Raw genomic sequence first — 19,985 nt, 5'->3', positions numbered from 1 at the left:
CGGGGTTTTCTTGGCAGCAACGGATTATCAACCCGCCTCGTATCCAGCGACCTTGCTGGCCTGGGCCTTGCCGCCCAGCTTCAGGCGGTAGCAGCCCCACATCACCAGCAGCCAGACCGGGATGGCGTACACGGACACCTGGATGCCCGGGATCATCAGCATGATGCCGAGGATGAACAGCACGAAGGCCAGGCACAGGTAGTTGCCCATGGGGAACCAGAGCGCGCGGAAGCCGGTGCGGACACCGTCCCGGTCCATGCGCTGGCGGAACTTCAGGTGCGAGTAGCTGATCATCGCCCAGTTGATCACCAAGGCAGCCACCACCAGAGACATCAGCAGCTCCAGGGCATTGTGCGGTACCACGTAGTTGACGATGACGGCCAGGAACGTCACCCCGGCCGACACCAGCAGCGAGCGTACCGGTACACCACGCTTGTCGACCTTAGCCAGGGAACGCGGGGCGTCGCCCTGCTCGGCCAGGCCCAGCAGCATGCGGCCGTTGCAGTAGGTACCGCTGTTGTAGACCGACAACGCGGCGGTGAGCACCACGAAGTTCAGCAAGTGAGCGGCGGTATCGCTGCCGATAAGAGCGAATATCTTCACGAAGGGGCTGCCGCTGTAGGCGTCACCGGCGCTGTTGATGGATGCCAGCAGCGCATCCCAGGGGCTCAGCGAGAGCAGCACTACCAGTGCACCGACATAGAAGATCAGGATGCGGTAGATCACCTGGTTGATCGCCTTCGGGATCACCTGCTTGGGCTTGTCCGCCTCAGCTGCGGTGAAGCCAAGCATTTCCAGGCCACCGAAGGAGAACATGATGAAGGCCATGGCCATCACCAGGCCGCTGACGCCATTGGGGAAGAAGCCGCCATGGGCCCAGAGGTTGCTCACGGCCGCCTGCTCGCCGCCGCTTCCGCTGAACAACATCCAGCACCCCAGGACGATCATGCCGACGATGGCGACCACCTTGATCATGGCGAACCAGAATTCGGCTTCGCCGAACAGCTTCACGTTGGCCAGGTTGATGGCGTTCACCACCAGGAAGAACACCGCGGCGGTGGCCCAGGTGGGCACTTCCGGCCACCAGTAATGAATGTACTTGCCCACAGCGGTGAGCTCGCTCATGCCTACCAGGATGTAGAGCACCCAGCAGTTCCAGCCGGAAAGGAAGCCGGCGAATCCGCCCCAGTATTTGTGCGCGAAATGGCTGAATGAGCCGGCAACCGGCTCTTCGACGATCATCTCGCCGAGCTGGCGCATGATCAGGAAGGCGATGAATCCGCAGATGGCATAGCCAAGGATCATCGAAGGACCGGCGGACTTGAGCACCCCGGCGGAGCCGAGGAAAAGACCGGTGCCGATGGCGCCACCGAGGGCAATCAACTGGATGTGGCGATTCTTCAGGCCGCGTTTCAGCTCGCCTGAGTGTTGCATGTCACTCATTGCGTCACCTTTTGTTGTTGTCGTGACGGGATTTCACCCGCCGGACTTGTGGTCCGGCGGAGGTTTGCAAGGCAGGTGGGTAAACCTTTACTGCGCGTCTGGCTGTACCTCCGGAGCAGCATTCCTGAATGCTTCGAGGGCGTCGCAGCGCGCTGCGATATCGAGGATGCGCGGATAGGCCGACAGGTCACAGTCGAAGCGTCGGGCGTTGTAGACCTGAGGCACCAGGCAGGCCTCCAGGTAACCCGGCCGGCTACCCAGGGAGAGCTTGCCGCCGAGGGGCTCCAGGCCCTTTTCCACAGCCGCTAGGCCGAGGGCGACCCAGTGGCGGTACCAAGCGTCCTTGGCCTCGTCTGCCACGCCCAGTTCGGCCTTGAGGTACTGCAGCACGCGCAGGTTGTTCAGCGGATGCACGTCGCAGGCGATATGCATGGCGAGGGAACGCACCAGCGCACGTTGGGCCGGATCAGCCGGCAGTAACGCCGGTACGGGAAAGACTTCATCGAGGTATTCGAGGATTGCCAGGGACTGTGCAATGCGGATTTCGCCACCAGCATTACCCGAATCCACCAGCAGTGGCAGGAGGCCTTGGGGGTTGAGATCGCGATAGGCCGCCTGGTGCTGCTGGCCACCATCCTTGACCAGGTGCACGGGTTCCTGGCGATAGGCCAGGCCCTTGAGGTTGAGGGCGATACGCACGCGGTACGCAGCGCTGGAGCGCCAGTACCCGTAGAGGGTGAGTTCAGTATTCATGGCGTCGGGCCGATTTTTTGTTTGCGCCATCTCACTCTGGCAGCGCCTGGCGAACAAGGCGCGAGATTGCGCTTGGCGCGGCGCCGAACGGTCGATCCGGAAAGTTTTCCTTACGCCACCCCGGGTGTGTCGATACCGCCTGCCAGGCGCACCACTCGCGTAAGGATTTCTTGACGGAGCGTTCATCCAGGCTTCCAGGTGCGATTCCTCCTGGCCGACCAGCGGCGATAGGCAAGAAGTTCTGGCCTGTGCCATATGAAAGCAATGCGCCACCAATCCTCGCAGGGAAGCTGCCTGATGCCGCACCTGAACGACCTGTACGACAACCTGGTTAACCTTTGCTACGAGTGCGTCCTCGACGAGGGCGCGTGGCGCTCGCTGCTGGAGGGGCTGGCGAGCGCGACCGGCCACCAGATGGGTGCCCTGTTGTTCGTCGACCAGCGCGACCAGCGACCGCAGGTCACCGCCATCAATCTGTGCGACCCGGCCAGCGTCGAGGCGTACAACGCTTACTACCACCAATACGACCCGGCCAAGGCGGTGCTGGTACCGCGCCCGGTGGGCAGTTGGTATCACGACCTGGAAGACCTCGGCCCGCAGCGCATTCGCCGCGACCCGTACTATCAGGAGTTTCACATCCCCTTCGGCATGAACAACATCTCCTGCATCAAGCTGCACGAGCAGGATGGCTCGGGTATCTACCTGTCGCTCCTGACTGCGGTGGGAGCGGCTTTGCCGGAGATGCTGCAGCGCGACCTACTGCAACGCCTGAGCCCTCACCTGCTGCGTGCGGCACGGATGAGCAATCGACTCCAGGAGCTGAAGCTGGACGTGGCACGCCGCGACCTGCTGCTGGAGCGCCATCCAGCGCCCGTCTGGCTGCTGAATGGCGAGGGGCGGGTACTGTTCTGCAATCGCGAGGCGGAACGACGCATAGGCCAGGCGGCCTTCGCTCTGCAGGACCGCCACGGACGCTTGCATGGCAAGACTCTGGACGGGCGCCTGCAAGCGCTCATCCGCCAAGCTACCGGGTCCGACGGCAAGCGCCGCGCTGGTTGGCTGAACCTGGCCGGCGATCCACCCGCTCGCCTGTTGGTGACGCCGGTCCCCGAAGCGTCCGGGCTGGCGCCCCGACACAGCAGTCCCCTGGCAATGCTGGCACTGCTGGAAAACCGGCCAGGAAGCCAGTGGCTCGCCGATCTGTTCCAGCTCAGCCCAGCTGAGCAGCGTCTGGCCGAACTGCTCCTCCAGGGACTGACACCGGAGGCGTGCGCCGAGAAACTCAACGTCTCGATCAACACCGTGCGCACGCAACTGCGCGCACTTTTCCGCAAGACCGAAACAGAACGCCAGGCGGAACTGGTCACCCTCCTCACTCGCTTGCAAGGGCTCTGAATAGTGCTGTCCAGTCGTGCCGAAAGCACGATTTCATCTATATGGATGATTGCAGGCAGATAGCCATCAACTAAGGTTCAACTCGAAGTGAATACCTGCCTTCATCCCGCGTGACGGGTCTAGGAATCCACGTCTGGCCAGAGGAGATGGCAAGTGGAAGAGATCAGTGATCCGGAAGAGTTGAACAAAGGCATAGAACAACAACGGCGACTTCACGACGAGCTGGAACAAATCAGGGCCGAACGTGAGCAGTTGCGCCTCGAGAAGCCGACGCCTCCCCGCGAGGCGGAGCCGCCACCGAGCAATATCCTGCCGTTTCCCTACCGTAAATTGCCGAGCCCAAGTCTGCGCTGCGGCAACGCCTTGCTGCAGGACTATCTCTATGGCGTGGAATCCGACGCTTTGCGCACCCTGCCGGAAGAGCGCACCCGCCAGTTGTTCGACTTCGCCACCGGCGCACCTGCGGCCCGTGCCCTGCGCTGCCGACGGCGCATGTTGGCCCGCGCCCTGGATGACACCTGCCTGCGCGCCGGCAAGGCGGCTCGCATGCTGTGCATCTCTGGCGGTCATTTCCGCGAGGCGGAACTAGCCCGTGAACTGCGCCATGGACGCTTCGGCGAAATGATGGTGTTCGATGACGATGCGGCGCGCCTGGAAACCGTGCGCAGGAGCTATGGCGCGCTGGGCGTACTCACGCGTCACGGCACTCTGGACCAGTTGCTGGCAGGCGAATGCGGATTCGAGGGCTACGACCTGGTGTACTCCGCCGGAGTCACCGAGTTGCTGGATGACCGCCGTAGCGAGCGCCTGGTGAATCGGCTGTTCCAGGCCTTGCGGCCGGGCGGACGCCTGTTGCTGGCCAACTTCCGTCCCGGGGTCAACGGCATTGGCTTCCTTGAGGGGCTGCTGGACTGGCGCCCGCAATACCGCCACGACGTGCAGATGCTCAGCCTGCTGGACGGCGTCGACTACAACCAGATCGCCTCGGCGCGCGTATTCCACGATATCGGTCAGCGCGTGGTGTTTCTGGAAGCAGTGAAGTACGGCTAAGAGGATGGGCGTTGCGGTTCGGGTGCACCGAGCGCACCAGCAATGTCAGGCCCCACGACTGTTCCGCTTGTGACGCCGAACCGGTGCGCATGGCGCACCCTACTGCTACCGATTGGCGTCGCCTTCTTCAGCCTGGGCGTGGGAGCGGATTCAGTCGCGATTGAAATCGCTCCCACCATTCAGCCCTGTTGCAGGTGCCCGTAAAGCTTGGCGTAGAGACCACCTTCAGCGATGAGCTGCTGGTGGTCGCCGTCCTCGGCGATGTGGCCGCCGTCGAACACGAGCACCCGGTCGGCCTGCTTAACCGCAGACAAGCGGTGGGCGATGATCAGGGTGGTGCGTCCGTTGAGGAAGGTGCCGAGGGCCTGGTGCAGGGCGTACTCGGTGGCGGCGTCCAAGGCTGAGGTGGCTTCGTCGAGGATCACCACCTTCGGCTGGGCCAGCACCATGCGGGCAATGGCCAGCCGCTGCCGCTGGCCGCCGGAAAGGCGCACGCCGGATCGACCCACCACGCTGTCCAGCCCCATGGGCAGGTTACGGATGGTTTCGGCCAACTGGGCGATTTCCAGGGCGCGCCAGCAGGCCTCGTCGCTGCGCTCGCGGCCCATGGTCAGGTTGGCGCGCACGCTGTCGTTGAACAGCGCCGGGTGTTGCAGGACCACCGCGACGTTGTCGCGCACTTCGGCCAGGCCGATCTCGTCCAGCCGGCTGCCGCCAAAGCGGATCTGCCCGGCCTGGGGCTGGTAGAGCCCCAGCAGCAATTGCACCAGGGTGCTCTTGCCGCCACCGCTGGCGCCCACGATGGCGACCTTCTCGCCAGGGGCAATGGACAGGTTGAGGCCATCCAGCACCGGTTCATCGCCATAGGCGAAGCGCAGCCCCTTCACTTCGATCCCCACGGTCTCGCGGCCCCGGAACGGATCGACGCTCGGGTTGTACTGGGGCTCGTCGGCACGGGCCAGCAGCTCGTTGATCCGGCCGAGCGCGGCGCCGGCTGCATAGTAGGAATACTGCAGGCCGAGCAACTGCTCCACCGGACCGATCATGAACCAGAGGTAGCTGAACACCGCCAGCATCTGGCCAATGGAAAGGTCGGAGAAGAGCACCGTGAGCATGGCCGCGGCGCGGAAGAAATCGATACCGAACTGGAACAGCAGGCCACTGGTGCGCCCCGCTGCGTCGCTCTTCCACTGGGACGCGACGGCATAGTCACGGACTTCCTGGGCGCGCTGGCCGAGGCGGCCGAAGAAGAAGCCCTGGCGGTTGCTGGTACGCACTTCCTGGATGGCTTCCAGGGTTTCGGTGAGCGCCTGGGTGAAGCGCGCGGTGCTGTCGTTTTCCAGCTTCTTGAGGTGCTTGACCTTCTTGCCCAGTTGCACCGTGGCGTAAATCACCAGCGGGTTGAACAACAGGATCAGCAGCGCCAGCTGCCAATGCATCCAGACCAGGATGGCTGCCGTGCCGGTGAGGGTCAGCACTGCCACGAGGAAACGGCTTAGCGTCTCGCCGACGAATTTGTCCAGGGTATCCAGGTCGGTCACCAGGTGAGCGGTGACGGTCCCACCACCGAGGCTCTCGTATTCGCCGAGGGATATACGTTTCAAGCGTTCGATCAGGCGGGTACGGATGCGATAGACGATGTCCTTGGCCAGTCGCGCGAACAGGCGTGCCTGCAGCACGTTGAACACCAGGGCCATGCCACGCAGCAGCAGGGTCACGACCAACATCAGGCCGATGTAGCCGACGGCGCTTTCCCAGGGCTGGGGCAGGAAGTTGTCCATGAAGCGCAGGGCAGCATCGCCGCGCTGCAGCAGCACTTCATCGACCAGCAACGGCAGCAGCAATGGAATGGGCACGCTGCAGAGTGTGGCCAGCACGGCGACCAGATTGGCCAGCCAGAGGGCCCTCTTGTGGTGCAGGGCCAGACGACGGATTTCCGCCCAGCTCAGGCGATCAGGCATGGGCACCCCGCTCCAGCCAGCGGCCCAGCAAAGGCGCGAGTTCATCAAGTGGCTGGTAGCCGTTGGTCAGTAGCGCAAGCTGGCCGTCACGCTCGGCCAGCAGGGTAGGAAAGCCGGCGATACCGAGGTCCTGCACCCAGGTGAAATCGGCGACCGTCGCCTCATGGCTGGTGGCGGCATCGAAAGCGGCGGCGAACTCGATGCGCGGAATGCCGATCTGTTCGGCCAACTCCACCAGGACGGCGGCCTGGGTCACGTTGCGACCCTCCGCGTAGAAGGCGTGCTGGATTCGCTTCACCAGCGGCCAGGCCAGCTCCGGCGCCAGGGAGCGGGCAACCACCAGGGCGCGGCAGGCCGGCTCGGTGTCGTAAATGAAGCCGTCGGGCATAGCGCCTTCGAAACGGAAGGGCTGCCCGGTGGCCTGGTTGACCGCCTGCCAATGTTCGAGGATGTAGCGCTTGGTCTGGGCATCCAGTGCAGCGCCCTGGCCGGTACGCAGGCCACCGGCCACCAGGTGCAGCTGAATTCCGGCTGCAGCAGCCTGCTCGGCGAGCGCCGTGACCACCGGGGCGAAGCCCCAGCACCAGGAACACATCGGGTCCATCACATAGAGCAGGCGGGCGTTAGGCAAGCTCAGTCCTCCAGGGCTTGACGCGGGTCTCGGCCGATCGGGTGAGGCAGATTGCGGGCCTTGGCCAGTTCGATCTGCTTCTGCCGCTCGATGGCACTGGCACGGGTCTTCTCACTCAGGCTATCCCAGCAGTGCGGGCAGCTGATGCCGGGGGCGTAATGCTCCGACCGGCGATCTTCCACGGAAATCGGGTTGCGACAGGCATGGCACTGGTCGAAATCCCCTTCCGAGAGATCGTGACGCACGGTGACACGGTTATCGAAGACGAAGCAGTCGCCACGCCACAGGGTTTCTTCCTGGGGCACTTCTTCGAGGTACTTGAGAATGCCGCCCTTGAGGTGGAAGACCTCTTCGAAGCCCTGGCCGAGCATGTAGCTGGAAGCCTTCTCGCAGCGGATGCCGCCGGTGCAGAACATTGCGACCTTCTTGTGCACCGCAGGGTCGAAGTTGGCCTTGATGTAGTCGGGAAACTCGCGGAACGACTTGGTCTCGGGGTCGATGGCGCCCTCGAAGGTGCCAATGGCCACCTCGTAGTCGTTGCGTGTATCGATCAGCAGCACTTCGGGGTTGCTGATCAGGGCGTTCCAGTCCTTGGGGTCGACGTAAGTGCCGACATTCTGGTTAGGGTCTACGCCGGGCACGCCAAGGGTGACGATTTCCTTCTTGAGCTTGACCTTGGTGCGATAGAAGGGCTGCTCATCGCAGTAGGACTCCTTGTGGTCCAGGTCCACCAGGCGCGGATCGATCCTGAGCCATGCAATAAGCGCGTCGATGGCTTCACGCGTGCCGGACACAGTGCCATTGATGCCTTCCTCAGCCAGCAACAGGGTACCCTTGACGCCATTGTCGAGCATGGTCTTGAGCAGGGGTTCACGCAGCGCGACGTAGTCCTTCAGGGTGACGAACTTGTACAGCGCCGCAACAACGATCTGGGTCATGCGGTACTTCCTCCAGTGGTCGCCCGCGTAAAGGGCGGACCGGGTGACAGAAACGACAGCGCCGGCTGGGCCGGCGCTGTGCGAAGTCTATCAAAAAGCCGCGGGCCGGAGGCTGCGTGAAATGGTCTCAGGCGCCGAATGGAAGTTCGAAAACCTCGGCGAGGCCGCCGCGACCAGACGCAACACGGTATTGGCAACTCAGACAGCTTTACTCAGTGATCGTGCTTGCTGCCGCCACGGCAGGTCGGCGAATCCGGCGCGGCGCCCTGCGCGGCCCACTCCTCGGGGGTGTAGGTATGCAGGGCCAGGGCATGGACTTGCCCCATCAGGTCGCCGAGGCTGGCGTAGACCTTCTGGTGGCGCTTGACGGCATTCAGCCCGGCGAAAACCGGGCTGACGATCACCGCCTTGTAATGGGTTTCCAGGCCACGACTGTGCATGTGGCTCTCGTCCAGCACGTCAAGGTGCTGCGGTTCGAGGGCCTGCAAGGCGTTCAGGATGCGGTCACGCATGGACATCGATCGACTCCGCTTACTGCTTCTTCTTGTCCTGGGGCGCCAGTTCGCTGGTCATGTCGCTCAGCAACTTGTTGACCTCGGGTACGGCGGCTTCCAGGCGGCCCTGGGTGAGCTGGGCGGATTGCTGGGTCAGAGACGGCATCTTTTCCAGCACTTTCTTGCCCAGGGGGGATTCATAGAAGGTGATCAGTTCCTTCAGTTCGCTCTCACTGAAGTTGCTGGTGTAGATCTTCACCAGTTCAGGCTTCAGCTTGTCCCAACCGACGGCCTTGTCCAGGGCAGCATTGGCCTTGGCCTGATAGCTCTCAAGGGTGGCCTTCTTGCTCGCGGGCGCCTGGGTCTGCTGGAAACGCTGTTCGAACATCTGCTGCACCTGGGCATAGACCGGAACGGTCAGCTTGTCGGCACGGGCGAGCTTGAGGAAGCGCTCGGCATCGGCGGCATGGCTGGCGGCATCGGCCAGGACCTGGCCACTGGCGCAAGCCAGCAGTACGGCGGTGCAGAGAACGCGAAGCTTGGTCATTGGGTTTCCTTGTCTGGGCTCGGATGACGGGGTGCTGCCCCGGGGCTGGTCATTCTGCGCTCAAGCGGAGATCGGGCTCAAGCAGCGGCTTTTTTCGACAACCGTGTGGCAAAAATGTGCAATACCGCACTCCACGAAGATGTTGTCAAAATGCCATCACTTGCTCATGCTTCCGCCCACTGGGCATGCTTTGGCGACTAGGAAATCTGCCGGCCCCATCGACGGAATTTCCGATGAGGTGCAATCAGTTTCAACAAGTTCCGTACGAAAAGTCACCAAGCGCAGACCGATTTCGTCGAGAAACTGAAGTGCCCAGGCTTCGCACACACATGGACGTGCCCGATGAACAGCCATATATCCACCCTGCCGCCGGGAATTCCCGCGCTCTGCGATGCCCGCGGCAAACTCGCGCCCGCTGCTGTCGGCTGGTCAAGTCGACCACGCTTGAACTGCGCGATCCCCGGTAACTTCGGTCGTCGCAAGCGCTGGAACCACTGGTGCATCACCACCCCGCGCTGGATGCTCTCGCTGACCCTCGCGGACCTGGATCTCCTGGGCTACGGCGCCGCGTACTTCCTCGATCTCGATACTGGCCAGGCGGTCGCCCATACCCAGTTGCGGCCATTCGCCCTCGGCTGCCGCCTTCCGAATACGCCGCTGGAAAGCCACAGCTTCGATCATCCCCATCTGCAGATCCGCGTCGACGAGCACCCCGGCCGCCTGAGCCTGCGAGTGGAAGCGCCAGACCTTGGAGGCCAGCCGCTGCACGTCGCCCTGGATGTCCTGCGTCCGGCTCATCTGGATTCTGTGAATCTGGTCGCCCCCCTCCCCGGCGGCTGCTTCCATGCCAGCAGCCGCCAACTCGGCCTGCCCGCCAGCGGCAGCGTGCAACTGGGAACACGGCATTACGACTGCATTACCGGCCATAGCTTCGCCGCGCTCGATTTCGGCCGTGGCGTCTGGCCCTTCCATAGCCAATGGACCCGCGCCGCTTTCGCCGCCCCAGGTGGTATCGCCGGTAATTTCGGTGCCGGCTGGACCGACTCGAGCGGCCTGACCGAGAACGCCCTTTGGTTCGGCGGCAGCCTGTCCAAGCTCGACCGTCCCGTGCAGATCGAACAGGCACCGAACAACCCCCTGGCGCCCTGGCGCCTGTCCACCGCCTGTCGCCGGGTAGAGCTGACATTCACGCCGCGACAGCTGCACCAGGCCCGTCCGCGCCTGGGGCTGTTCTATGCCAACACGCGGCAATGGTTCGGCCGCTTCGACGGCGTGCTGCGCAGCCCGGATGGTGAATGCGTGCCAGTGACCAACGCCCTCGGCTGGTTGGGGGCCACCCACGCGCGCTGGTAATTGCCCGAACGGTTGAACCGAGTGCGGGAGAGAGAGCCTAAACTGCGGAATCAATAGCCGGAGCCAACCCAAATGAGCCGCACAGAAACCGACAGCCTGGGGCCAGTCGAAGTCGCCGACGACGCCTATTGGGGCGCCCAGACCCAACGTTCGCTGGAGAATTTCGCCATTGGCGGCGAACGCATGCCCCTGGCGCTGGTGCACGCCCTGGCCCTGATCAAGAAAGCCGCCGCGCGGGTCAACGGCCGCGACGGCGACCTGCCGCCGGACGTCGCACGGCTGATCGAACAGGCTGCCGACGAAGTGCTGGCCGGCAAGCATGACGACCAGTTCCCCCTGGTGGTCTGGCAGACCGGCAGCGGAACCCAGAGCAACATGAACGTCAACGAGGTGATCGCCGGCCGCGCCAACGAACTGGCCACCGGACAGCGCGGCGGCAAGAGCCCGGTCCACCCCAATGACCACGTGAACTTCGCCCAGAGCTCCAACGATTGCTTCCCCACCGCGATGCATATCGCCATCGCCAAGGCGGTGCAGCAGGAGCTGCTGCCGGCCATCGCCGAACTCTCCGGTGGCCTGGCCGAGCAATCGGCGCGCCACGCGCACCTGGTGAAGACCGGCCGTACACACATGATGGATGCCACGCCGATCACCTTCGGCCAGGAACTCTCCGCCTTCGTCGCACAGCTCGACTACGCGGAGAAGGCCATTCGCGCCGCCCTGCCCGCGATCCTGCAACTGGCCCAGGGTGGTACCGCCGTAGGCACCGGCCTGAATGCCCCCCACGGTTTCGCCGATTCCATGGCCGCCGAGCTGGCGGCGCTGTCGGGGCTGCATTTCGTCTCGGCACCGAACAAGTTCGCCGCCCTCGCCGGCCATGAGCCGCTGGTGAACCTCTCCGGCGCCCTCAAGACCCTGGCCGTGGCCCTGATGAAAATCGCCAACGACCTGCGCCTGCTGGGCTCCGGTCCACGTGGAGGCCTGGCCGAAGTGCGCCTGCCGGCGAACGAACCGGGCAGCTCGATCATGCCCGGCAAGGTCAACCCCACCCAGTGCGAGGCGCTGTCGATGCTGGCCTGCCAGGTGATGGGCAATGACGTCACCGTCGGTTTCGCCGCCAGCCAGGGGCACCTGCAACTGAACGTGTTCAAGCCGGTGATCGTGCATAACCTGCTGCAGTCCATTCGCCTGCTCGGTGACGGTTGCCGAAACTTCCAGCAGCACTGTGTGGCCGGCATGGAGCCGGATGCAGCACGCATGGCCGACCACCTGGAACGCGGCCTGATGCTGGTCACCGCGCTCAACCCACACATTGGCTACGACAAGGCTGCGCAGATCGCCAAGAAGGCCTACACGGAAGGGACCACCTTGCGTGCAGCGGCTCTGGCGCTGGGCTACCTGACCGAAGAGCAGTTCGACGCCTGGGTGAGGCCGGAAGGCATGCTGGAGGCCGGTCAACATGGTTGAGACGGTCAAGCACGGCGCCACGCCGCTGGAAGGTGATGGCAAGCGCATCCTGATGATCCTCGGCACGCCCAAGGGCGGCAGCCTGTGCCATGCTTTGAGCGAAGCCTACGCACAGGGTGCACGCAGCGAGGGTCACGTGGTACGCCTGCTGAAGCTCGGCGAGATGCATTTCGACCCGGTGCTGCGCGAGGGTTATGACCAGAGCCAGAACCTGGAGCCCGACCTGCTCGAAGCGCAGCGGCAAATCCACTGGGCGGAACACCTGGTGTTCGTCTACCCGGTCTGGTGGGGCGGCCTTCCGGCGCTGCTCAAGGGCTTCTTCGACCGCGTATTCCTGCCCGGTTTCGCCTTCCGCTATCGCGGTCAGTCACAGGCCTGGGACAAGCTGCTGACCGGGCGAACCGCCGACCTGCTGGTGACCCTGGATACACCGCCCTGGTACTTCCGCTGGATCTACGGCGCGCCGGCGCACAGGCAGATGGTGCGCACGATCCTCGGCTTCTGCGGCATCAAGACGCGCCGCCTGACCGAGTTCTCCCCGGTGCGCCCCTCCTCGGAGGAGCAGCGCCAGACCTGGTTGCGCAAGGCGGAAACGCTCGGCACCCGCTGCTAGGCTCCTGCTGCCTTTGGAAGTGGGAGCGAATTCATTCACGAATGAATCCGTTCCCAGCGTCCATTATTCCCCGCCCACCAATGCCGCCTGACGACGCGCGCGCCAGCTGCGCACCAGCGAAGGGGCCAATGCGGTGAGGGCCGAACCCAGCACGACGAACAACGCGCCGGCATAGGCGATCAGGTTGATTTCTTCCGGCTGCACATGATCCGGCCAGAGTGCCGCGCAGGCGGCGACGCTGGCGAAGGTCACCAGCGGGGTGATGGCCAGGGTGGCACTGACCCGCGAGGCTTCCCAGTGGGCCAGGGCTTCGGCGAAAGCACCGTATGCCACCAGTGTGTTCAAGCAGCAGGCCAGCAGCAGCCAGCCCTGCAGCGGGCTGAGGTTGAACAGTTCCATGGGGTGCGCCCAGGGCGTCAGCAAGGCGGCGCAGCCGAGGTAGATCACCATCATCACCTGCGCCGAGCTCCAGTGACTCAGCAATTGCTTCTGAGCCAGGCCATAGAAGGTCCAGACGAAGGCCGACAGCAGGATCACCAGTACGCCCAGGGTGTACTCGCTCATGGAGGTCAGCAGTTCTTCCAGTCGCTGATTGAAGAACAGGCCGAAGCCGAGCACCGTCACCACCAGGCCGAATGCCTGCCCAAGGCTGAAGCTCTCCTTGAAGACAAACAGGCTGCTCAGCAGGAACAGGATGGGCGCTACCTGGATCACCAGTTGCGTGGTGCCTGGGCTCAGCATGCGCAGGCCGATCAGGTAGCACACGTAGTTGCCGGTGAGTCCTCCCACCGCCAGCACCACCAACCAGCGTCCCCGCGCACCCAGCGGGCGAATGGCCGGCAGCCTGCGGTTGGCGCCCAGGTAGAGGAACAACAACGAGCCCGCGACGACCAGGCGGTACCAGGTGACAGTCACCGGGTCCATGCTCTGCAGGACTTCCTTCAGCCAGATGGGCAGGACGCCCCAGAGCACAGCCGTGACCAGGGCAAGGAACAGGCCGTAGACCCAACGGCCGGAGGAGATATGCATGGGGACCTCAGGAGGAGCCCGCCGGCGCCGGCAGCAGGCGAAATGGAAGAGGCCATTCTAGAAGGGTCGGGTTCCAGGGCACAGGAACAGTTTCGGTCCTGTCGGTGACACAACTGTACCTGTCGCACCGGCCCCAGTTCCGGCAGCCGCCTGTCGAACCCCGGAGCAAGCGCGCCAGCGCTGATTAGACTCAAATAGCCAATGCATGACGGAGGTGGTCCGATGTTCGGTCGACGTGCGTGCGACGTGGCCTCAAACACCCACTATCGGAGTGAGCGGGTCAGCGCCGTGAACGGTCAGTACTTCTTTTCCACCCGAGAGGGAACGCTGGAGGGGCCCTATTTCACACGAGTGGATGCGGAGCGGGAAATCTCGCTGTACATCCGCCGCATCCAGCAATCCAACGCCCTCCTCGCGCTTCGGGGCCGATGAGTACCCCGCAATGAAAGAACCCGCGCCAGGCGCGGGTTTTTCTTGTTTGGTCGACTCCGTCTGGCTTCCTGCCGCTGTGGGAGCGATTTCAATCGCGAATGAATTCGCTCCCACAGGTTGCCCCGACAGCGAGCCCAGGCCTTAGCGGTAAGCCTCGAACAGCCCGGTGGCGCCCATGCCGCCGCCGACGCACATGGTGACGATGCCGAAGCGCTTGTCGCGACGCTGCAGTTCGCGCACCAGGTGGCCGACCTGGCGTGAACCGGTCATGCCGAATGGGTGGCCGATGGAGATGGAGCCGCCATTGACGTTGTACTTCTCGTTGTCGATCCCCAAGCGATCACGGGCATAGAGGCACTGGGAAGCGAAGGCTTCGTTCAGTTCCCACAGATCGATATCGTCGACAGTCAGGCCCTTGGCCTTGAGCAGCTTCGGCACCGAGAACACCGGCCCGATGCCCATTTCGTCAGGTTCGCAACCGGCAACGGTGAATCCGCGGAAGTATGCAATCGGTTTCAGGCCCAGCTCCAGCGCTTTGTCCAGGCTCATAAGCAGGGTCATGGAGGCACCGTCGGACAGCTGCGAGGAGTTGCCGGCGGTCACCGAACCGTCCTCGGCAAATACCGGTTTCAGGGACGACAGGCCTTCCAGGGTGGTGTCGGCGCGGTTGCAGTCGTCGCGATCCACCACGCCGTCCAGGATGTTCTTCTGGCCGGTGGCCTTGTCCTCGACAAAGTACTTCACGCTCATTGGCACGATTTCATCGTTGAACAGCCCCGCGGCCTGGGCGCGAGCAGTGCGCTGCTGGCTTTGCAGGGCATAGAGGTCCTGCGCTTCGCGGGTGACGTTGTAACGGCGCGCGACGATTTCGGCGGTCTGCCCCATGGGGTAGTAGATGCCGGGGTGTTCGAGCTTCAGGCGCGGGTTGACGAAGTTGTCCTGGTTGATGCTCTTGAGCGTCAGGGTGATGGACTCGACTCCGCCGGCCACCATCACGTCGCTGCAACCCGAAGCGATCTGGTTGGCAGCAATGGCGATGGCCTGCAGACCCGAGGAACAGTAGCGGTTGAGGGTCATACCGGCGACGCCGACGCCCAGTCCCGAAAGGACTGCCACGTTGCGGCCGATATTGTGGCCCTGGGCGCCTTCGTTGGAGCCAGCACCGACCACGCAATCGTCCACCAGCGCCGGGTCGATATCGTTGCGCGACAGCAGTGCGTTCACGCAATGGGCGGCCATGTCGTCCGGCCGGGTCATGTTGAACTTGCCGCGGAAGGACTTGGCCAGGCCAGTCCGCACGCTGTCGACGATCACCACTTCACGCATGACGCACCTCGTTCCAGTTGGGAGGGATAGTGGGGGCGAGAATAGTTCCGGCCCATATTCTGGCACCACGATCATTCACCCCGCGTATGCGCGCCCATCCTCTGCTCAGTCCTTCTTGAAGGCGGCCTCCAGCGCATCGTTGATGGTGCGCAGAACCTTTACCCGGGCGTAGCGCTTGTCGTTCGCCTCCACCAGGGTCCAGGGCGCGATCTCGGTACTGGTACGGTCGACCATGTCGTCGACGGCGTCGACGTAGTGGTCCCATTTGTCCCTATTGCGCCAATCCTCCTCGGTGATCTTGTAACGCTTGAAGGCCACCTCCTCACGCTCCTTGAAGCGCTGCATCTGGGTGTCCTTGTCGATGGACAGCCAGAACTTCACCAGCACGATGCCGTAGTTGTGCAGTTGTTCCTCGAAGTCGTTGATCTCGCTGTAGGCACGCATCCAGTCCGCCTGGGAGCAGAATCCCTCGACCCGTTCCACCAGTACGCGGCCATACCAGGAGCGGTCGAAGATGGTGAACTGGCCGCGACCCGGCACGTGCCGCCAGAAGCGCCAGAGGTAGGGCTGAGCTCGTTCTTCTTCGGTGGGTGCCGCAATCGGTACCGTACGGTACTGCCGTGGATCCAGCGCGCCGGTCACGCGGCGGATAGCGCCGCCCTTACCGGCCGCGTCGTTACCCTCGAATACCGCCATCAGCGCGTGGCCGCGCATCCGCTTGTCCCGCAGCAGACCGTTCAAGCGGGCCTGTTCGGTGGCCAACTGCTCCTTGTAGTCGTCCTTGTCCAGCTTGAGCGAGAGGTCGAGGCTGTCTAACAGGCTGCGTCTGTCCAGGCTGGACATGAGCGGCGCCGCGCGGGTGTTCGGCTTGCGCCCGGAATCCTGTTTGAGCGCAGCCTGCAGCCCTTCGAGAATGATGCGGCCGACACTGAGGCTGCGGTAATTCGGGTCGACCCCTTCGATCACGTACCACGGGGCATAGTCGCGGCTGGTGCGGCGCAGTACACGCTCGCCGAAGCGTACGAAGCGGTCGTAGACCTCGCTCTGTTTCCAGTCCAGGGGATTGATCTGCCAGCTGCGTTGGGGGTCCTTTTCCAGAGCCTTGAGGCGCTCCTTGAGTTGTTTCTTCGAGAGGTGAAACCAGAACTTGAGGATCAGCGCCCCCTCGTCGCAAAGCATGCGCTCGAAGTCTTCCGCGTCATTGATAGCCTGGTCCAGGCGGGCGTCCTTGATATCGCCCTCGACCCGGGCATGCAGCATCTGGCTGTACCAATTGCCAAAGAAGATGCCGATCCGTCCCTTGGGCGGCAGCTTGCGCCAGAAGCGCCATTGCGGCGGGCGGGAAAGCTCTTCGTCAGTCGGCCGCAGGAAGCTCTCGACGTTGATCAGGCGCGGGTCCATCCACTCATTGAGCAGCTTGACCGTCTCGCCCTTGCCGGCGCCTTCGATGCCATTGATCAGGATGAGCACCGGGAATCGCGCCTTCTCCTTCAGCTCGAACTGCGCCTCCAGCAAGGCCTCGCGCAACTCGAGCACGGCTTTTTCATAGGTATCCTTGTCAATGGAATGGCCGATCTCGGCGGATTCGAACATGCAGACCTCCTTGGCTTGATTGGGAAAAGGTAGCGGACAGACTCACGAAGGAGCGAGCTCTGTTCGCGAAAATCTCGATGAACCGATTCGCGAGCAGAGCTCGCTCCTACCCTTGCATCGACGCGCTCCGCTGTTTCGGATCAAACCGAAGCGGCCTTCCGATCAGCTACTATTCGCGCTTCGCAGTCTCGGAAACCTCCATGTCCGACTTCCACCACGCCCAACTCGACTGGGACGAACAGGGCCAACCGCTGTCGCGGGAATTCGATGACGTCTACTTCTCCCCGACCTCGGGTATCGACGAAACCCACCATGTTTTCCTCAATGGCAACGACCTCGCCCGGCGCTTCACTGAATTGCCGGCCGGTGGGCGTTTCTGCATTGGCGAAACGGGCTTCGGCACAGGACTGAACTTCCTTTGCGCCTGGCAGCTGTTCGAGCATCACGCCCCCGCAGACGCTCGGCTGCACTTCGTCAGCGTGGAAAAATTCCCTCTCTCCCGCGATGACCTCCAACGCGCCCTGGCCCTCTGGCCGGAACTGGCCCCCTTGGCCACTGAACTGATCGATCAGTACGTTGCCGTGCATCCCGGCTTCCAGCGGTTCAACCTGGCCCAAGGCCGTGTCGTGCTGACCCTGCTGGTGGGGGATGCGATGGACTGCCTGCCCGAACTGGACGCACGCATCGACGCCTGGTTCCTCGACGGTTTCGCCCCGGCGAAGAATCCGGAGATGTGGAGCCCCAGCCTCTTCGCCCAACTGGCGCGCCTGTCCGCCCCCGGCGCCACGCTCGCCACCTTCACGTCCGCCGGCTTCGTACGCCGCGCACTGAAGGAGGCTGGCTTCGCCATCAAGCGCACACCCGGTTTCGGCAAGAAATGGGAAATGAGCCAGGGCCGCTTCGAGGGGCCTGCCAGCATCGATGCCAGCAAACCCTGGTTCGCCCGCCCGCGTTTCGTACCAGAGTGCCGTGAGGCACTGGTGATAGGCGCAGGGCTCGCCGGCTGCGCCAGCGCCGCCAGTCTGGCGGCCCGTGGCTGGCGGGTAACCCTTCTGGAGCGCCACGACGCCCCGGCCCGCGAGGCCTCGGGAAACCCCCAGGGGGTGCTCTACCTCAAGCTATCCGCCCATGGCACGGCACTTTCACGGCTGATCCTCAGTGGCTTCGGCCATACCCGCCGACTGCTGCAGCGGCTGGAACAGGGCTACGACTGGCAGGCCTGCGGCGTACTGCAACTGGCCTTCGACGACAAGGAAGCACAGCGCCAGGCCAAGCTGGCCGAAGCCTTCCCCGCCGACCTGCTGCACAGTCTCGACCAAGCTGCGGCGGAAGCTGTGTCCGGAGTCAGCCTGCCCGCCGGGGGCCTGTTCTATCCCGAGGCCGGCTGGGTCCACCCGCCGGCTCTCTGCCAACTGCTGGCCGGGCATCCGAATATCCATCTGGTCACTCATGCCGAAGCCCTGGAACTGCGTCAGGAAGGCGGTCTCTGGCACGCCCGCAATAGCGAGCGCACCCTGGCCTCCGCGCCAGTGGTGGTGCTGGCCAGTGCCGCCGAAGTGTTGCGTTTTCCACAAGCTGCCGGGCTGCAGCTCAAGCGTATCCGCGGCCAGATCAGTCGCCTGACAGCCACCGCTGAAAGCGCGGGGCTTGGCACCGTGCTCTGTGCCGAGGGCTATGTGGCGCCGCCGCGTGATGGCGAACACACCCTGGGCGCCAGTTTCGACTTCCACAGCACGGACCTGCAGCCGACCGCTGCGGAACATGCGGGCAACCTGGAACTGCTGGAAGAGATTTCCCCCGACCTGGGACGCCGCCTGCACGCAGCCGAACTCCAACCGGAGCGCCTGGAAGGCCGCGCCGCCTTCCGCTGCACCACGCCGGACTACTTGCCCATCGTCGGTCCGCTGGCGGATGCCAAGGCCTTCGCTGAGGCCTATGCGGTGCTGGCCAGGGACGCGCGCCAGGTGCCGGAAGCAGCCGCGCCCTGGCTCGACGGCCTGTATGTGAACAGTGCCCACGGCTCACGCGGGCTGATTACCGCTCCACTTTCCGGTGAATTGCTGGCTGCCTGGCTCGATGACGAGCCGCTACCGGTTCCCCGAGCCGTGGCCGAGGCCTGTCATCCCAACCGTTTCGCTTTGCGCCGCCTGATCCGCGGCGGGAACGCCTGAGCATGGACTTGCTCCTGATCGAAGCCCTGGCAATCGGTAGCGTGCTCGGCCTGCTGCTGGGCCTGACCGGCGCCGGAGGCTCGCTGGTAGCGCTGCCCCTGCTGCTCAGCCTGCACTTGCCACTGCGCGATGCCATCGGCGTGAGCCTGGGCGCGGTCGCCCTGTCCGCAGCCATCGGCGCCATTCCACGCGCGCGCCAGGGATTTGTGTCCTGGCGCCCAGTGCTGTTGCTCGCGATCAGCGGGCTGCCCGGCAATGCCGTCGGTCAGTGGCTGGGCCACTACATTCCGGAGACGGTGTTGATTCTCGGCTTTTGCCTGCTGGTGCTCTGGTCGGCATGGCGCATGTGGCGCGGCGCGTCTCTTCCCAAGCGCAATGCCGGCCCGTTGCGAATTGCTCCGCTGGTAATGATTGGTGCCGGCGTCGGCCTGCTGTCCGGGGTAATGGGTGTGGGTGGCGGTTTCCTCGTGGTACCGGCGCTGCTCTGGTACACGCCGTTGTCGATGCTGGCCGCCACCGCTACTTCGATGGCGGTGATTGCGCTGGTTTCCGGTGGAGGCTTCCTCCTCTACCTCACCGGTGCCCAGCCCCCCATGGCCCTGCTCGGCGGTCTGGCGGCCGGCGGTGCGGTCGGCGTGCTCTTCGGTAACCAGTTGGCCACGCGCCTGCGCGGCGCCACCCTGCAACGGCTATTCGCGGTGATGCTAGTGGCAGTCAGCCTGTCCTTGGCCGCCCAGAAACTTCTCTCCTGACAGGCCAAGTTATATAACCAAACGATATAAAACTCAC

Annotated in this window: 18 protein-coding genes; 8 read left to right on the top strand and 10 right to left on the bottom strand. The window is 63.9% G+C overall.

Annotated elements, in window-relative coordinates:
• Positions 1 to 27: 27 nt before the first annotated feature.
• Together SA496_RS04285 and maiA are read right to left on the bottom strand one after the other, a co-directional pair.
• Positions 28 to 1,443, bottom strand: a complete 1,416-nt coding sequence (locus SA496_RS04285) for an amino acid permease (protein WP_120652599.1) — start codon at positions 1,441 to 1,443, stop codon at positions 28 to 30.
• Positions 1,444 to 1,530: 87 nt separating this feature from the next.
• Positions 1,531 to 2,196, bottom strand: coding sequence for a maleylacetoacetate isomerase (gene maiA / locus SA496_RS04280; RefSeq protein ID WP_120652600.1), 666 nt, complete (start codon positions 2,194 to 2,196; stop codon positions 1,531 to 1,533).
• Positions 2,197 to 2,493: 297 nt separating this feature from the next.
• On the opposite strand from maiA, the gene SA496_RS04275 reads away from it, so the two are divergent.
• Complete coding sequence (locus tag SA496_RS04275) at positions 2,494 to 3,591, top strand: helix-turn-helix transcriptional regulator (protein ID WP_153921292.1); 1,098 nt, start codon at positions 2,494 to 2,496, stop codon at positions 3,589 to 3,591.
• A 153-nt stretch (positions 3,592 to 3,744) separates the two neighbouring features.
• A complete protein-coding gene (locus SA496_RS04270; protein WP_280359183.1) occupies positions 3,745 to 4,641 on the top strand; it encodes a class I SAM-dependent methyltransferase in 897 nt (298 codons plus the stop codon).
• 179 nt (positions 4,642 to 4,820) lie between these two features.
• Here the strand turns inward: SA496_RS04270 and SA496_RS04265 are convergent, their stop codons facing one another.
• The 5 genes from SA496_RS04265 to SA496_RS04245 form a co-directional block, all read right to left on the bottom strand.
• Complete coding sequence (locus tag SA496_RS04265) at positions 4,821 to 6,602, bottom strand: ABC transporter ATP-binding protein (RefSeq protein WP_120652603.1); 1,782 nt, start codon at positions 6,600 to 6,602, stop codon at positions 4,821 to 4,823.
• A complete protein-coding gene (locus tag SA496_RS04260; protein WP_162945897.1) occupies positions 6,595 to 7,197 on the bottom strand; it encodes a DsbA family protein in 603 nt (200 codons plus the stop codon). Before SA496_RS04260 ends, SA496_RS04265 begins: the two co-directional genes overlap by 8 nt.
• 38 nt (positions 7,198 to 7,235) lie before the next feature.
• The gene (gene trhO / locus SA496_RS04255; protein WP_153921294.1) at positions 7,236 to 8,171 is read right to left on the bottom strand and encodes an oxygen-dependent tRNA uridine(34) hydroxylase TrhO; all 936 of its coding nucleotides are present in this window, start codon (positions 8,169 to 8,171) and stop codon (positions 7,236 to 7,238) included.
• Between the two features lie 212 nt (positions 8,172 to 8,383).
• A complete protein-coding gene (locus tag SA496_RS04250) occupies positions 8,384 to 8,689 on the bottom strand; it encodes a BolA family protein (RefSeq protein WP_120652605.1) in 306 nt (101 codons plus the stop codon).
• Positions 8,690 to 8,702: 13 nt separating this feature from the next.
• The gene (locus SA496_RS04245; protein WP_120652606.1) at positions 8,703 to 9,212 is read right to left on the bottom strand and encodes a DUF2059 domain-containing protein; all 510 of its coding nucleotides are present in this window, start codon (positions 9,210 to 9,212) and stop codon (positions 8,703 to 8,705) included.
• Between the two features lie 342 nt (positions 9,213 to 9,554).
• Here SA496_RS04245 and SA496_RS04240 point away from each other — a divergent pair, with 342 nt between their 5' ends.
• The 3 genes from SA496_RS04240 (at position 9,555) to SA496_RS04230 (ending at position 12,645) form a co-directional block, all read left to right on the top strand.
• Positions 9,555 to 10,565, top strand: a complete 1,011-nt coding sequence (locus SA496_RS04240) for a DUF2804 domain-containing protein (protein ID WP_120652607.1) — start codon at positions 9,555 to 9,557, stop codon at positions 10,563 to 10,565.
• Between the two features lie 72 nt (positions 10,566 to 10,637).
• Positions 10,638 to 12,032 carry a class II fumarate hydratase gene (locus SA496_RS04235; RefSeq protein ID WP_120652608.1) on the top strand — a complete coding sequence of 465 codons (1,395 nt, stop codon included), beginning with the start codon at positions 10,638 to 10,640 and terminating at the stop codon, positions 12,030 to 12,032.
• Positions 12,025 to 12,645 (top strand): NAD(P)H-dependent oxidoreductase, encoded by a 621-nt coding sequence (locus SA496_RS04230; protein WP_330115076.1) that lies wholly within the window; start codon positions 12,025 to 12,027, stop codon positions 12,643 to 12,645. Before SA496_RS04235 ends, SA496_RS04230 begins: the two co-directional genes overlap by 8 nt.
• A gap of 63 nt (positions 12,646 to 12,708) precedes the next feature.
• Here the strand turns inward: SA496_RS04230 and SA496_RS04225 are convergent, their stop codons facing one another.
• Positions 12,709 to 13,674: a DMT family transporter gene (locus tag SA496_RS04225; RefSeq protein ID WP_120652610.1), complete on the bottom strand. Its 966-nt coding sequence runs from the start codon at positions 13,672 to 13,674 to the stop codon at positions 12,709 to 12,711.
• Between the two features lie 222 nt (positions 13,675 to 13,896).
• Between SA496_RS04225 and SA496_RS04220 the strand changes: the two genes are divergently transcribed.
• The gene (locus tag SA496_RS04220; RefSeq protein ID WP_256673232.1) at positions 13,897 to 14,106 is read left to right on the top strand and encodes a DUF6316 family protein; all 210 of its coding nucleotides are present in this window, start codon (positions 13,897 to 13,899) and stop codon (positions 14,104 to 14,106) included.
• Between the two features lie 141 nt (positions 14,107 to 14,247).
• Here SA496_RS04220 and SA496_RS04215 read toward each other — a convergent pair whose 3' ends face one another.
• The gene (locus SA496_RS04215; protein WP_120652612.1) at positions 14,248 to 15,432 is read right to left on the bottom strand and encodes a thiolase family protein; all 1,185 of its coding nucleotides are present in this window, start codon (positions 15,430 to 15,432) and stop codon (positions 14,248 to 14,250) included.
• Between the two features lie 105 nt (positions 15,433 to 15,537).
• Positions 15,538 to 17,025 carry a polyphosphate:AMP phosphotransferase gene (pap, locus tag SA496_RS04210; protein WP_120652613.1) on the bottom strand — a complete coding sequence of 496 codons (1,488 nt, stop codon included), beginning with the start codon at positions 17,023 to 17,025 and terminating at the stop codon, positions 15,538 to 15,540.
• 200 nt (positions 17,026 to 17,225) lie between these two features.
• On the opposite strand from pap, the gene mnmC reads away from it, so the two are divergent.
• Together mnmC and SA496_RS04200 are read left to right on the top strand one after the other, a co-directional pair.
• Positions 17,226 to 19,196, top strand: a complete 1,971-nt coding sequence (gene mnmC / locus SA496_RS04205) for a bifunctional tRNA (5-methylaminomethyl-2-thiouridine)(34)-methyltransferase MnmD/FAD-dependent 5-carboxymethylaminomethyl-2-thiouridine(34) oxidoreductase MnmC (RefSeq protein WP_330115075.1) — start codon at positions 17,226 to 17,228, stop codon at positions 19,194 to 19,196.
• A gap of 2 nt (positions 19,197 to 19,198) precedes the next feature.
• Positions 19,199 to 19,948 carry a sulfite exporter TauE/SafE family protein gene (locus SA496_RS04200; protein WP_120652614.1) on the top strand — a complete coding sequence of 250 codons (750 nt, stop codon included), beginning with the start codon at positions 19,199 to 19,201 and terminating at the stop codon, positions 19,946 to 19,948.
• The last annotated feature ends 37 nt before the right edge of the window (positions 19,949 to 19,985 follow it).

The sequence above is a fragment of the Pseudomonas sp. JS3066 genome (assembly GCF_036328175.1).
GTDB lineage: Bacteria > Pseudomonadota > Gammaproteobacteria > Pseudomonadales > Pseudomonadaceae > Metapseudomonas.
The sequence above is the reverse complement of the archived record's forward strand: the minus strand, read 5'-3'. Positions and strand labels throughout refer to the sequence as shown.